Here is a 13,332-nt window from a genome sequence, read left to right as displayed (position 1 = left end):
CACCCCGCACCGGGGAGGGCGGGGCCGCGGCCGTTACCGGCCCGGCGCGTCACCGCCGAGGCGGTGCAGCCCCGACGGCGTGAGCGCCACGTCCACCGGCAGGTCGTGCGGCTCGGCCGGCACGCTTGCCAGCAGCTCGTGCTCGTACAGCAGCACCGCCAGCAGCGGCCGTACGCCGGCCCGCTCCAGCCGGGCCAGCACCCGGTCGTACGAGCCGCCGCCCCGGCCCAGCCGCAGCCCCTGCCGGTCCACCGCCAGGCCCGGCAACAGCACCAGCTCCGCCCCGGTCACCGCCTCCGGCCCGAGCCGGCCGCCGACCGGCTCCAGCAGCCCGCGCCCGGCCGGGGCCAGCGCCCCGGGACCCTCGTACGCGGCCCAGTCCAGGTCGTTGTCGGCCAGCAGCACCGGCAGCAGCACCCGCACCCCGCGCGCCAGCAGCGCGTCCAGCAGCGGACGGGTGCCCGGCTCGGCGCCGACCGACACGTAGGCGGCCACCGTGGCACCCGGCGCGGCCAGCTCCCCGGCGTGCCCGGCCAGCTCCTCCGCGGCCGCCTCGCGGACCTCCGGCGCCAGTGCGCGCCGCTGCGACAGCAGCCGTGTCCTCAGCGCGCTCTTCTCGTTGTGCATGGGATCCTCCACGGCTCGATCCTCCCCAGCTCTGTGCGGGCGACGCCCAGAGCCTGACATGCGGAAGGCACCCCGATGTCCACCCCGCTGCTGGTCCAGGCCCTGGCCGTCCTGAGTGCCCCCGCGCTGGTCGGCGCCGCCGCGCTCGGGCTGCGACAGCGCCGCCGCGACCGGGGCGCGGCCGCCCGCGAGGCCGGGCTGCGCGAGCGCGTCGCCGGGCTGGAGGCCCGCTGCGCCGAGCTGGAGCGCACCGCCTCCTGCGACCCGCTCACCGGCGTCTGGAACTACCGGCACCTCCAGCTCACCCTGGACGGGGAGATCGAGCGGGCCCGCCGCGCCGAGCAGGCCGAGCAGCAGGACGGGCCGCGCCCGGTGGCCCTGCTGCTGCTGGAGATCGCGGGCTTCGAGGCGGTCGTCGCCGAGCACGGCCGGGCCCGGGCCAACGCGGTGCTGCGCGACCTCGCCCAGCGGCTCGGCATGGAGATCCGCCGCTCGGACACCTTCGGCCGGTACAGCGGCGAGGAGTTCATGGCCGTGCTGCCGGACACCGGCGCGGAGGGCGCCGCGCAGGTCGCCGAGCGGCTGGTCTGGTCGGTCCGCCGCCACCTGCTGCTGGACTGGTCCTCCGGCCCGCGCGAGGACCGCCGCCCGCACGGCAACGGGCTGACCGCCGCCGTCGGCGTCGCGGTGCTGCCGGAGGACGGCACGCACGCCGCCGTGCTGCTCCGGGCCGCCGACCGGGCCCTGGCCGAGGCCCGGGCGGCCGGCGGGGACTGCTGGCGCGGAACGTCCTGCTCGCGGTCGCACGGCGGTCCCGCCGCCGAGCACGACCGTTCGGGAAAGGCGGGTAGTCTGTCGGCCTGTGCCGGTGAGGACGCCCTCGCCTCTCCCGTCACCCCACCTCTGCCTGCCATCGTGGCCGGGCCCAGCAACGTGCTGTCACCACCGGTCCACCGCGCTCGGCCAGGCGTAAACATGCCTTAGTAAGGTAAAACGCATGACGACGACCAGCTCTCGACCGCCGGTAACCAAGGCCGTGGTCCCCGCCGCCGGACTGGGTACCCGCTTCCTCCCGGCGACCAAGGCCACTCCGAAGGAGATGCTGCCGGTCGTCGACAAGCCGGCGATCCAGTACGTCGTCGAGGAGGCCGCCGCCGCCGGGCTGTCCGACATACTGATGGTCACCGGCCGCAACAAGCGCGCTCTCGAGGACCACTTCGACCGCGCCTACGAGCTGGAGGAGCTGCTCGCCCGCAAGGGCGACCAGGACCGCCTGCGCCGGGTCCGCGAGTCCGTCGAGCTGGCCAACATGCACTACGTCCGCCAGGGCGACCCCAAGGGCCTCGGCCACGCCGTCTCGGTCGCCGAGCAGCACGTCGCCGGCCAGCCCTTCGCCGTCCTGCTCGGTGACGACCTGATCGACCCGCGCGACCCGCTGCTCGCCCGCATGATCGAGGTCCAGCAGGAGCTCGGCGGCTCGGTCGTCGCGCTGATGGAGGTCGACCCCTCCCAGATCCACCTCTACGGCTGCGCCGCCGTCAAGGCCAACGGCTTCGGCGAGGACGTCTTCCAGGTGACCGACCTGGTCGAGAAGCCGGAGACCGCCGAGGCCCCCTCGAACTACGCCGTCATCGGCCGCTACGTCCTCGACCCCTCGGTCTTCGACGTGCTGCGCGAGACCCCGCCCGGCCGCGGCGGCGAGATCCAGCTCACCGACGCCCTGCGCGAGCTGACCACCCGCGCCCCGGAGACCGGCGGCCAGGTGCACGGCGTCCTCTTCAAGGGCCGCCGCTACGACACCGGTGACCGCTCGGACTACCTGCGCGCTATCGTCCGACTGGCCTCCGAGCGCGAGGACCTCGGCCCGGAGTTCCGCTCCTGGCTCCGGGAGTTCGTCGCCTCCGAGCTCCAGGACTGACCTACGACAGAGAGCGAGTGAGCCGATGACCGGGTCCACGGAGGGCAACACCACCCCCGCCGCCTGCTGCGGGGGACCCGCGGACCCGGCACCGGCCGCTCGCTCCGGCGGCCTCTGGACGGTCGACGAGCACCTCGCCGACGTCCTGGCCGCCGTCGGCCCGCTGCCCGCGATCGAGCTCCAGCTGCTCGAGGCCCAGGGCTGCCGGCTCGACGAGGACGTCCTGGCCGACGGCGACCTGCCGCCCTTCGACAACAGCTCGATGGACGGCTACGCGCTCCGCACCGCCGACACCGCCGGCGCCACCGCCGAGTACCCCTCGGTCCTCGCCGTGGTCGGGGACATCGCCGCCGGCGCCGGCGACCTGCCCAAGGTCGGCCCGGGCCAGGCCGCCCGCATCATGACCGGCGCCCCCGTCCCGCCCGGCGCCCAGGCCGTCGCCCCGGTCGAGTGGACCGACGGCGGCACCGGCAGCGGGCAGGCCGCCGACGCGATGGCCGCCGCCGTCGAGGACGAGGAGGTCCGGGTGCTGCGCCCGGTCTCCGAGGGCGCCCACATCCGCCGCCGCGGAAGCGACGTCGCCGCCGGCTCGCGGGTGCTGGAGTCCGGCACCCGGCTCGGCCCCGCCCAGCTCGGCCTGCTCGCCGCGATCGGCCGGGCCACCGTGAAGGTCCGCCCACGCCCGCGCGTGGTGGTCCTCTCCACCGGCAGCGAGCTGGTCCAGCCCGGCGAGCCGGTCGGCCCCGGCCAGATCTCCGACTCCAACAGCTTCACCCTCACCGCCGCGGCACGGGACGCCGGCGCCATCGCCTACCGCGTCGGCGGCGTGCCCGACGACGCGGCGCGGCTGCGCGCGGCCCTGGAGGACCAGCTCGGCCGCGCCGACCTGATCGTCACCAGCGGTGGCGTCAGCGTCGGCGCGTACGACGTGGTCAAGGAGGTCTTCGAGTCCTACGGCGGGGTGGACTTCCGCCGGCTGCGGATGCAGCCCGGCAAGCCGCAGGGCTTCGGCCGGATCGGCGCCGGGAGCGGCGCGGGGGCCGGCGGCTCCGGCGTGCCGCTGATGGCCCTGCCCGGCAACCCGGTCAGCGCCTACATCTCCTTCGAGCTGTTCGTCCGCCCGGTGATCCGCACCATGCTCGGCGCCGCCGACGTCCACCGCCCGGTGGTCCGGGCGCTCTGCCGGTCGGCGCTGCGCTCGCCCGCGGGCCGCCGGCAGTTCCTGCGCGGCCGGTACGACGCCGCGGCCGGCGTGGTCGAGCCGGTGGGCGGGGCCGGGTCCCACCTGGTCGGCGCGCTGGCCCGGGCGGACTGCCTGATCACCGTCCCCGAGGACGTCACCGAGCTGCCCGCCGGCAGCGAGGTGGACGTCGTCCTGCTCGGCGGCTGACCGGCCGGCGCGGCGGGCCGTCTCGCGGACACGGCCCGTCCCACGCCCCGGCCGGGACGGGGGGTACGGTAGCGCGGTATTCGACCTGCGCGCCCCCTCTGGAGCACCCGTGAGCACCTCACCACCCGGCGACCGCCTGACCCACGTCGACGACCAGGGCGCGGCCCGGATGGTCGACGTCTCGGAGAAGGCCACCACCGCGCGCACCGCCGTCGCGGCCGGCCGGGTCCGGGTCTCCCCGCGCGTGGTCGAGCTGCTGCGCGGCGAGGGCGTGCCCAAGGGCGACGCCCTCGCCGTCGCCCGGATCGCCGGGATCATGGGCGCCAAGAAGACCCCGGACCTCATCCCGCTCTGCCACCCGATCGCGGTCTCCGGGGTCAAGGTGGACCTCTCCGTCGCGGACGACGCGGTCGAGATCACCGCGACCGTGAAGACCGCCGACCGCACCGGCGTCGAGATGGAGGCGCTCACCGCCGTCGCGGTGGCCGGCCTCACCGTGATCGACATGGTCAAGGCCGTCGACAAGAGCGCCACCATCGAGGCCGTCCGGGTGCTCAGCAAGACCGGCGGCAAGAGCGGCGACTGGTTCACCCCGGAGGCGGGCGCGTGAGCGCGCCGGCCGGACGGGCGCTCGCCGTCACCGTCTCCAACCGGGCCTCGGCCGGCGTCTACGAGGACAAGGGCGGCCCGCTGCTGGTGGCCGGCCTGCGCGCGATGGGCTTCACCGCCGACGGCCCCCGGGTCGTCCCGGACGGCGAACCGGTCGAGGAGGCCCTGCGGGAGGCCGTCGCGGCCGGCTACGACGTGGTGCTGACCACCGGCGGCACCGGCATCTCCCCGATGGACCTCACCCCGGAGATGACCGCCCGTGTCATCGACCGGCAGGTCCCCGGCATCGCCGAGGCCATCCGGGCCGAGGGCCGTGCGAAGGTCCCGACCTCCGCGCTCTCCCGCGGGCTCGCCGGCCTCGCCGGACGTACCCTGATCGTCAACCTGCCGGGCTCGACCGGCGGCGTCAAGGACGGCCTGGCCGTCCTGGAGCCGCTGCTCGCCCACGCCGTCGACCAGCTCGGCGGCGGGGACCACCCCCGGCCCGACGCACCTGACTCCGGGAGAGCGCACTGAACGCCGGCTGGCCGGTAGAGCTCCACGAGGGGGAGGTCGTGCTGCGCCCGATCCGGGCCCGCGACCAGCGCGAGTGGCAGGAGGTCAGCCGGCGCAACCGGGACTGGCTGCGCCGCTGGGAGGCCACCGTGCCGCCCGGCCCGGCCGGCCAGGGCGCCGGCCCGCGGCCGACCTACCGGCAGATGGTCCGGTTCCTGCGCGGCGAGGCCTCGGCCGGCCGGATGCTGCCCTTCGTCGTGCTCTACAAGGGGCAGCTGGTCGGCCAGCTGACCGTGGGCGGGATCACCTGGGGCTCGATGTGCTCGGCCAACGTCGGCTACTGGATCGACGAGGCGGTGGCCGGCCGGGGCATCATGCCGGCCGCGGTGGCGCTTTCGGTGGACCACTGTTTCCGCACCCTCGGACTCCACCGGATCGAGGTCTGCATCCGTCCCGAGAACGCCCCGAGCCGGCGCGTGGTGGAAAAGCTCGGTTTCCGCTCGGAGGGAATGCGGCCCCGCTATCTGCACATCGACGGCGACTGGCGGGACCACCTGGTGTACGCGCTCACCGCCGAGGAGGTCCCCGAGGGGATGCTGGAGCGCTGGCGGGCGCTCAGTTCGGGCAGGGGTCCAGGTAATTGAATATATGTTCGAAAGAAATATCGATATGGCATCGGCGTGGCGACGGACGGGCACAAATACCGGCAAAATAGTCGGAGAATCAGCTTGATCACACGACACGCCGTGCCAAATTGCTGCCAGGCCTTCCCCTGCGCCCGTACGGTGTGAAACGTGAGCAGTAGCGGCCTTATCTACGCCGTCATCGTAGGGGCCTGGGCCGCCTATCTCGTGCCGATGTGGCTCCGCAGGCAGGACGAGCTCAACGAGGCGCGCCCGACGGAACGCTTCAGCACCGCCATCCGCCTGCTGGCCGGGCGTTCGGCGCTGGAGCGGCGGGCATCCCGGGCCCTGGGCGACGAACCGCGTGACGACGAGCAGAGCAAGGACGGCCCTCCCGGACGGGACGAGGCCGCCTCCGGCGACCCCGGGAACGCCCCGGCGGACGGCGCGGCGCAGGCCCCGTCGGACGGCCCGGCCGAACGCGCCGTGGAGCCCCCCGCGGGGCACACGGCCGAGCGGACCGCCGAGGAGACCGCCGAGCGGCGGGCCGGGGCCGAGCGCCGGGCCCGGCTGCTGGCCCGGCGGCGCCGGATGGTCAGCGTCCTCTTCCTGGCGTTCGCGTTCGGCGCGGTCGTCGCGGCGGTGGCCGGTCTGGCCTTCCTCTGGGTCCCGGCCGTGCCGGCCGTCCTCCTCACGCTCTACATCGGCCACCTGCGGCGGCTGGAGCGCCTGCGGTACGAGGTGAAGCTCGACCGCGCCCGGGCGGCCCAGGCCGCCGAGCGGCTGCGCAAGCGCGAGCAGCGGCGCGCCGAGGCCCGGCCGGCCGAGGAGCCGCCGCCGGACGCCCCCGAGGAGCCCGTCCGTGCCCGCCCGCACCTGCGGCTCGCCACCGACCCGGAGCCGGCCGAACCCGCGCCGGCCGCCACCACCGGTGCGGCCTCGGCCTCGGCCGTGGCGGAGGCGACCGAGCACGAGGAGTGGGTCGACGGCATGCGCGAGCGCGGTGCGGCCGGCCCGGACTCCTGGGAGCCCGTCCCCGTCCCGCTGCCGACCTACGTCACCGCCCCGGTGGCCCCCCGGGTCACCCGCGGCCTCGACCTGTCGGCCCCGGGCACCTGGACGGCCGGCCGCCCCACCGAGGCCCGCACCACCCCGCTCTTCGACCAGTACGCCGAAGCGCCGGCCCCCGAGACCCGCCCCCGCGCGGCCAACGAATGACCGCGCCGGGACGCCGGCCGGGACGGCGTCCCGGGGGGTGGTCACGAGCCCCCTCGGAAAGGTGCTAAAGTTTCTTCTCGTTGGGGCTGTGGCGCAGTCCGGTAGCGCACCTCGTTCGCATCGAGGGGGTCAGGGGTTCGAATCCCCTCAGCTCCACCCAACAGGAAGTCCCGCCCGATCATCAGATCGGGCGGGACTTCTGCGTTGTGGGGGGAAGGACGCCGGACGGGGGCTCAGGCGACTCCTGAGGGGCCCCGGTTGGGCGGTGTGACGATGATCACTCGGGTGTACCGGTCGCCGTGCAGGGTGCGTGGTGGAGGCAGTCGTGGCCGGCGGCGCCCTCGGCGGCGAAACGGCCGAGGGGCGGGCGGAGCGGGTGCTCCGGCCGGCCCTCGGGGGTGGGGCGGGGTCCGTCAGGGCTGGCCGGAGCCCGCGTACGGGCCCGGCTGCGGGGCCCCGGCCTGCGGCGGCACGCTGCCGTAGCGGGCCGGACGGTGGCCGCGCGGGTGGCGGGTCAGGGTGTAGCCCGCGACGCCTGCCAGGGCGGCCAGGGCGCCGCCGGCCAGGGTCCAGAACCAGCGGGTGTTCCAGCCGGAGAACCAGCCGGTGTACCAGTGCTCCTCGGGCTCCTCGGGTGCGGCCGCCTTGGCGGTCGCGGCGCCGCCGCCGGCCGGCGGGACGAGCGGGGCCTTGAGGTTGCCGCCCTCCGGCTGGGCGTTGTCCGCGTCGCCCTTGGCGGCGACGTGCAGCTGGACGGAGGCGGCGAGGCCGAGGTCGGGCTGCGGGACGTCGGAGACCGACAGGCGGACGTAGTAGGTGCCGGGCAGCGGGTCGCCGGACCACGGCTCGGCCCAGGACCGGACCTCGCGCAGGGTGCAGCTCAGTGCGAGCGAGGCCGCGGCGGGCTCGGCGGTCGCGTTCTGGGTGCCGGCGGTGCAGGACTGGCGGCGGCGCAGCCCGTCGAACACCTCGACGCTCCAGCTCTGCGGGCCGTGCCGGTCCGCCGAGGGCGCCAGGTTGACGGTCAGGCCGACCGTCGGCGTCTGGCCCTCGGAGGCGCCGAACGCCCAGTAGAGGTAGTCGCCGGTGGAGGCCGAGACGTTGGCGTCCTGGCCGGCGGCGAGGTTGATGGCGGTCAGGAAGGACGTCCCGGCCTTGGTGACCGGTGCCGGGGTGCCGCTGGCGCCGGCCGTCGGGGACGGCGAGGCGGCGGAGGCAGCCGGGGCCGCGACCACGAGGGCCGGGAGCAGGGCCAGGCCGGCCAGGGCGGTACGGAAAGAGGTGCGCATGGTCAGTTCTCCCGCCAGACAGCGATCCGCCAGCGTGCGATCCAGCCGAAGACCAGGCCGGTGAGCAGGCCGGCCAGGGTGAGCACCAGCAGCAGGATCCAGCCGCGGCCGAGACCCATCGCCGGGCCGTCCGGGGCGGGCGAGGCGGCGGCCAGGTCGACCGTCAGCTCCAGCGGCAGGCCGGGCTCGGCCTGGACACCGGGCTGGGCGGCCAGCGAGTTGCTGACGACCAGGCAGACGGTCGTCTCCGGCTTGCCGCTGGGCGAGGCGGACGGCGTCGCCGACGCGTAGCCCTTGGAGTCGCCGGTGGACCAGCGCAGGCCGGCGGAGACCACGTCGGTCCGGCCGCTGCCGGCGTCGGTGCCGCGGACCAGCTCCTGGCCGGTGGCGCTGGTGGCCTGGAGCAGGACGCCGTAGTCGCGGGCCACCGCCCGGTCCACGGAGACGCTGACGGAGGCGCGCAGCTCCTGCCCGGCCTTGACCGGGACGCGGTACACGCGGTGCTCGGAGAACTTCTCCCGGTCGCTGTAGACGCCGGGGGTCAGGACGGGGGCGCTCTCGCACTTGTCGGTGCCCGCGGTCTTGACCGGCGTCACGGTGTAGGTGTCGTTGGAGCGGTCGACCAGCTGCTTCACCTTGTCGGTGAGCTGCTCCTGGGTGCGCACGTCGGTGTAGGTGCCGCCGGTGGCGTTGGCGATGCAGAGCAGCTGCTGGCGGGTCTTGTCGTCGTGCGCCAGGCCCAGGGTGTCGACCACCAGGTGGATGCCCTGGGCGGCCAGCTCGCGGGCCACGTCGCACGGGTCCGGCGGGGCGCAGGAGTCCTCGCCGTCGGTGATCAGCACCACCCGTCGGGTGGTCTCGCCCTTGCCGAGGTCCTGGGCGGCTCCGCGCAGGGCGAGGCCGATCGGGGTCCAGCCGGTCGGGCGCAGGGTCGCGACGGCGGTCTTGGCCTCGACCTTGTTGGTCTTGCCGACGGGGAACAGCTGCCGGGTGTCCTGGCAGCCCTGGGCCTTGTCGTCGCCGGGGTAGTTGGCGCCCAGGGTGCGGATGCCGAACTCGGTCTCCGCGGGAAGGGCGTCGATCACCTCGTTGAGGGACTGCTGGGCCACCGCGATGCGGCTCTTGCCCTGGATGTCGGTGGCCCGCATGGAGCCGCTGACGTCCAGGACGAGGTCGACCCGGGGGGCCTCCTTGCCGCCGGCGGCGCCGGCTGATGGTTCGTCGGCATGGGCGGGCAGGCCGCTGAGCAGCGCACCGCCTGTTATCGCCAGGGCGGCCAGCAGGCTGCCGAGCCTGGCCTTCGGTCGTCGTCCGGTAGTCACCCGCCAGATCCTAGGGATCATCAGTTCGCCGTGGCCAACGAGGTCCGGTGCGCGGCCGGCCGGGAACCGGCGTGAACTCCCGGGCGCCGGTGGGTGATCGGACGCCGGGCGCGGGCTGGTGCGCCCGTAGGGGTGGCGGTGGCGTGCGAGGCCGTTTCCGGGCGGGGCCGGGGGAGGGCTGCGGGCAATCCGGGACACACCGGGCGGAAGAGTCAATAAATATGGATAGTGCTCGTTAGGGTGACGAACGGGTCATGGGTGCGGCCGTGACGGCGCGCCCTCCCGGCCGGTACGTCCGACTGATTGGAAGGACCAGCACGTGAGCAACCTCTTCGCTATCGCCTACCCGGATCTGGCCACCGCCCGGGCGGTGCGCAACGAGGCGGTCGGACTGCAGAAGCAGAAGCTGATCGACCTGGAGGACGCGGTCGTCGTCGAGCGCCGCGAGGACGGCCGGATCAAGCTGCACCAGCAGGTCAGCACCACGGGCGCGGGAGCCGCCTCCGGGGCGCTCTGGGGCGGGGTGATCGGCCTGCTGTTCTTCATGCCGTTCCTCGGCGCGGCGGTCGGCGGTGCCACGGGCGCCGCGGTGGGCGCCTCCACCGACATCGGGGTGGACGACAACTTCATGCGCGAGGTAGGCGAGCACCTCCAGCCGGGCACCGCCGCGGTCTTCCTGCTGGTCCGCAAGGCCACCGCGGACAAGGTCCTCCCGGCGCTGGCCCGTTACGGGGGGAAGATCATCCAGACCTCGCTCTCCGCCGCGGCGGAGGCCGAGCTGAAGGCGACCGTCGAGGCGTCCCGGCCGCAGCCCGCTCCGGCCTCCGCCTGAGCCGCCGGCCTCCTGACCAGCCGCTCACATCGGGGCGGACGGGCGCGGCCGCCCGTCCGCCCCGATCGCCGTCCTCCGACGGCCCCGCCCCCGCACCACCACCGCAGCAGGGACACCAGGACGGTCCGTGGCGACACCCTCCGCCGTGACGAGAGGCTCCGGCCGGCCGCGCCGGACGGTGCCGACCCGGCGCAACACCGAGCTCGTGCTGGTCCTGGCCGCCGTGCTGACCGCCGTCTACGGATACGCCGAGGTCGGCGTCAACATCGACGGCACGGTGCCCGCCGACGCGGCCGAGTACGGCGGCGCGCTCGGCGTGCTCGCACTGCTGGCACACGCCGCGGTCCGCTGGAAGGCGCCGTACGCCGACCCGCTGCTGCTGCCGATCGGCGTGCTGCTCAACGGGATCGGCCTGGTCGTCATCTACCGCCTGGACCGGGCCACGGGCGGCGGCGGCGCGGCGCCCACCCAGCTGCTCTGGTCCAGCCTCGGGGTGGGCCTGTTCATCGCCGTCGTCCTGCTGCTGCGCGACCACAAGCGGCTGCAGCGCTACGCGTACATCGGCGCGCTGGTGGCCCTGGTGCTGCTGGTGCTGCCGGTCTTCTTCCCGCCGGTGTACGGGTCGCGGATCTGGATCACGATCGGGCCGCTCTCCTTCCAGCCGGGGGAGTTCGCCAAGATCCTGCTGGCGGTCTTCTTCGCCGCCTACCTGGCGGTGCACCGGGACGCGCTGGCGCTGACCGGCCGGCGGGTCCTCGGGTTCCAGCTGCCGCGCGGGCGGGTGCTCGGGCCGGTGCTGCTGATCTGGGCGGCCTTCGTCGGCGTCCTCGTCCTGGAGACCGACCTCGGCACCTCGCTGCTCTTCTTCGGCCTCTTCGTGGTGATGCTCTACGTGGCCACCGCGCGCAGCGGCTGGATCGCGATCGGGCTGTTCCTGGCCGCGGTGGCGGCATTCGGGGTCGGCCGGCTCTCGCCGCACGTGCACAGCCGGGTCGCCGACTGGCTGGACCCGCTCGGCTCGATCGCCGCCGGCCGGGGCGCCAACCAGATCGCCCAGTCGTTGTTCGCCTTCGCCTGGGGAGGCGAGCTGGGCACCGGGCTCGGCAACGGGCACTCCGTGCTGATCGGCTTCGCCGCCAAGTCCGACTTCATCCTCGCCACCATCGGCGAGGAGCTCGGCCTGACCGGGCTGATGGCGGTCCTCCTGCTGTACGCCCTGCTGGTCTCCCGGGGGTTCAGGACCGGCATCGCGCTGCGGGACCCGTTCGGGCGGCTGCTGGCGATCGGGCTGGCCGCGATCGTCGGCCTCCAGGTGTTCGTGGTGGCCGGCGGGGTGCTGGACCTCATCCCGCTGACCGGGATGACGCTGCCGTTCGTCGCGCAGGGCGGCTCCTCGGTGGTGACCAACTGGATCATCGTCGCGCTGCTGGTGCGCATGAGTGATCTCGCCCGCCGGCCGGCGGAGGAGGCCTGATGGCGCTGGACAGGGGAGGGGGCCGCGGGCGGGGCAACGGGCCGCAGGGCCTGCCCGGGATCTCCGTCACCGGGCGCCGGGCGGGCACCTTCTGCCTGCTGCTGATCGTGGCGCTCTGCGTCCAGGCCACCCGGGTGCAGGTGTTCCGGGCCGAGGAGCTGAACCACAACGAGGCCAACCAGCGGCTCACCATCGAGCGCTACTCCCAGCCGCGCGGCGACATCCGGGTCGGCGCCGACAGCGTCACCGGCTCCGAGCCGACCGGCGGCCGGTACGACTACAAGCGCACCTACACCGACGGACCGCTGTACGCCGCCGTCACCGGGTACTCCTCGCAGGCATACGGCAACTCCCTGCTGGAGGGGACCGAGGACGACCTGCTCTCCGGCACCGACAGCCGGCTGGCGAGCTGGGCCGTCTGGGACGCCGTCGCCCGGAAGCAGAACCCCGGCGGCGACGTCCACACCACCATCGACCGGGCGGCCCAGCAGGCCGCGGTGCGCGGGCTCGGGGACCAGAAGGGCGCGGTCGCCGCGATCGAGCCCGCCACCGGCCGGATCCTGGCGCTGGCCAGCACCCCCTCGTACGACCCGGGGAGCTTCGCGGGTTCCTCCGCCGCCGACCAGGAGGCCTGGAACGGGCTCCAGGCCGACCCCGACCAGCCGATGCTCAACCGGGCGCTGCGCCAGACCTACCCGCCCGGTTCGACCTTCAAGGTGGTCACCGCGGCGGCCGCGCTGCAGAACGGCGTGGTCACCGACATCGACGCGCCGACCGGCGCGCCCTACCCGTACGTGCTGCCGGGGACCACCACGCCGCTGGTCAACGACACCACGGCCTGCGACGAGCCCGGGCAGTCGCTGGACACCGCCATGGTCCACAGCTGCAACAGCACCATGGGCTACCTCGGGGTGCAGGTCGGGCTGGAGGGGATGGTCTCGACGGCCGAGGCCTTCGGCTTCAACGACGCGAGGCTGGACGTCCCCGTCCGCCCGGCGCGCTCCAACTTCGACACCCGCATGAACCCGTCCCAGCTGGCGCTCTCCTCGATCGGCCAGTTCGACACCGCGGCCACCCCGCTGGTGATGGCGATGGTCGCGGCCGGAGTCGCCGACAACGGCACCGTGATGCATCCACAGCTTGTGGACAGACTGACCAGGAGCGACGGCACCACCGTGCAGATGATGCGGCCGCAGCCCTACCGGCAGGCGATGAGCCCGGCGGTGGCCGCGCAGGTGCGGAAGCTGATGACCGACGTGGTGGAGAACGGCACCGGGCGCAGCGCCCGGATCGGCGGCGCGGAGGTCGGCGGCAAGACCGGCACCGCCCAGCACGGGGTGGACAACTCCGAGACGCCGTACGCCTGGTTCATCTCGTGGGCCAGGCCGGCCGGCTCGGACGCCGTGCCGCCGGTGGCCGTCGCCGTGGTGATCGCGGACAGCGATGCCACGGACGTCACGGGCGGTGGCCTGGCCGCCCCGGTCGCCCGCTCGGTGATGCAGGCCGTCCTGGGGCGCTGAGCGCGAGGGGGATGG

13 protein-coding genes and 1 tRNA gene are annotated in these 13,332 nt (G+C 74.7%); 11 read left to right on the top strand and 3 right to left on the bottom strand.

All coding sequences use genetic code 11. The features are described from left to right. Nucleotides 1-33: 33 nt before the first annotated feature. Nucleotides 34-627 carry a 5-formyltetrahydrofolate cyclo-ligase gene (locus ACFC1F_RS00175; RefSeq protein ID WP_209413083.1) on the bottom strand — a complete coding sequence of 198 codons (594 nt, stop codon included), beginning with the start codon at nt 625-627 and terminating at the stop codon, nt 34-36. A gap of 75 nt (nt 628-702) precedes the next feature. On the opposite strand from ACFC1F_RS00175, the gene ACFC1F_RS00170 reads away from it, so the two are divergent. The 8 genes from ACFC1F_RS00170 (at nt 703) to ACFC1F_RS00135 (ending at nt 7,036) form a co-directional block, all read left to right on the top strand. After that, nucleotides 703-1,611: a GGDEF domain-containing protein gene (locus ACFC1F_RS00170; RefSeq protein WP_376154606.1), complete on the top strand. Its 909-nt coding sequence runs from the start codon at nt 703-705 to the stop codon at nt 1,609-1,611. A gap of 13 nt (nt 1,612-1,624) precedes the next feature. Continuing rightward, nucleotides 1,625-2,545, top strand: coding sequence for a UTP--glucose-1-phosphate uridylyltransferase GalU (gene galU / locus ACFC1F_RS00165; RefSeq protein ID WP_209413038.1), 921 nt, complete (start codon nt 1,625-1,627; stop codon nt 2,543-2,545). Nucleotides 2,546-2,570: 25 nt separating this feature from the next. Next, on the top strand, nt 2,571-3,935 hold the full coding sequence (glp, locus tag ACFC1F_RS00160; protein ID WP_376154604.1) for a gephyrin-like molybdotransferase Glp: 1,365 nt from the start codon (nt 2,571-2,573) through the stop codon (nt 3,933-3,935). Nucleotides 3,936-4,104: 169 nt separating this feature from the next. Continuing rightward, nucleotides 4,105-4,545 carry a cyclic pyranopterin monophosphate synthase MoaC gene (gene moaC / locus ACFC1F_RS00155; protein ID WP_376154811.1) on the top strand — a complete coding sequence of 147 codons (441 nt, stop codon included), beginning with the start codon at nt 4,105-4,107 and terminating at the stop codon, nt 4,543-4,545. After that, the gene (locus ACFC1F_RS00150) at nt 4,542-5,060 is read left to right on the top strand and encodes a molybdenum cofactor biosynthesis protein B (protein WP_376154603.1); all 519 of its coding nucleotides are present in this window, start codon (nt 4,542-4,544) and stop codon (nt 5,058-5,060) included. Before moaC ends, ACFC1F_RS00150 begins: the two co-directional genes overlap by 4 nt. A 38-nt stretch (nt 5,061-5,098) precedes the next feature. Continuing rightward, nucleotides 5,099-5,683 carry a GNAT family N-acetyltransferase gene (locus ACFC1F_RS00145; RefSeq protein WP_376154601.1) on the top strand — a complete coding sequence of 195 codons (585 nt, stop codon included), beginning with the start codon at nt 5,099-5,101 and terminating at the stop codon, nt 5,681-5,683. A 150-nt stretch (nt 5,684-5,833) separates the two neighbouring features. Then, nucleotides 5,834-6,880, top strand: coding sequence for a gephyrin-like molybdotransferase receptor GlpR (gene glpR, locus ACFC1F_RS00140; RefSeq protein ID WP_376154599.1), 1,047 nt, complete (start codon nt 5,834-5,836; stop codon nt 6,878-6,880). An 82-nt stretch (nt 6,881-6,962) separates the two neighbouring features. Further along, nucleotides 6,963-7,036 (top strand) — tRNA-Ala (locus ACFC1F_RS00135). 257 nt (nt 7,037-7,293) lie between these two features. On the opposite strand, the gene ACFC1F_RS00130 is transcribed toward ACFC1F_RS00135, so the two are convergent. Further along, on the bottom strand, nt 7,294-8,169 hold the full coding sequence (locus tag ACFC1F_RS00130; RefSeq protein ID WP_209413043.1) for a peptidase: 876 nt from the start codon (nt 8,167-8,169) through the stop codon (nt 7,294-7,296). 2 nt (nt 8,170-8,171) lie between these two features. After that, nucleotides 8,172-9,491 (bottom strand): VWA domain-containing protein, encoded by a 1,320-nt coding sequence (locus tag ACFC1F_RS00125; protein WP_307853168.1) that lies wholly within the window; start codon nt 9,489-9,491, stop codon nt 8,172-8,174. Between the two features lie 319 nt (nt 9,492-9,810). Between ACFC1F_RS00125 and ACFC1F_RS00120 the strand changes: the two genes are divergently transcribed. The 3 genes from ACFC1F_RS00120 (at nt 9,811) to ACFC1F_RS00110 (ending at nt 13,317) form a co-directional block, all read left to right on the top strand. After that, nucleotides 9,811-10,323 carry a DUF1269 domain-containing protein gene (locus ACFC1F_RS00120; protein WP_376154596.1) on the top strand — a complete coding sequence of 171 codons (513 nt, stop codon included), beginning with the start codon at nt 9,811-9,813 and terminating at the stop codon, nt 10,321-10,323. Between the two features lie 145 nt (nt 10,324-10,468). Continuing rightward, on the top strand, nt 10,469-11,797 hold the full coding sequence (locus ACFC1F_RS00115) for an FtsW/RodA/SpoVE family cell cycle protein (protein ID WP_376154594.1): 1,329 nt from the start codon (nt 10,469-10,471) through the stop codon (nt 11,795-11,797). Then, nucleotides 11,797-13,317: a penicillin-binding transpeptidase domain-containing protein gene (locus ACFC1F_RS00110; RefSeq protein WP_376154593.1), complete on the top strand. Its 1,521-nt coding sequence runs from the start codon at nt 11,797-11,799 to the stop codon at nt 13,315-13,317. Before ACFC1F_RS00115 ends, ACFC1F_RS00110 begins: the two co-directional genes overlap by 1 nt. Nucleotides 13,318-13,332: the final 15 nt, after the last annotated feature.

Source organism: Kitasatospora sp. NPDC056181 (assembly GCF_042266225.1).
Classification (GTDB): Bacteria; Actinomycetota; Actinomycetes; order Streptomycetales; family Streptomycetaceae; genus Kitasatospora.
This window is presented reverse-complemented; position numbering and strand designations above follow the sequence as displayed.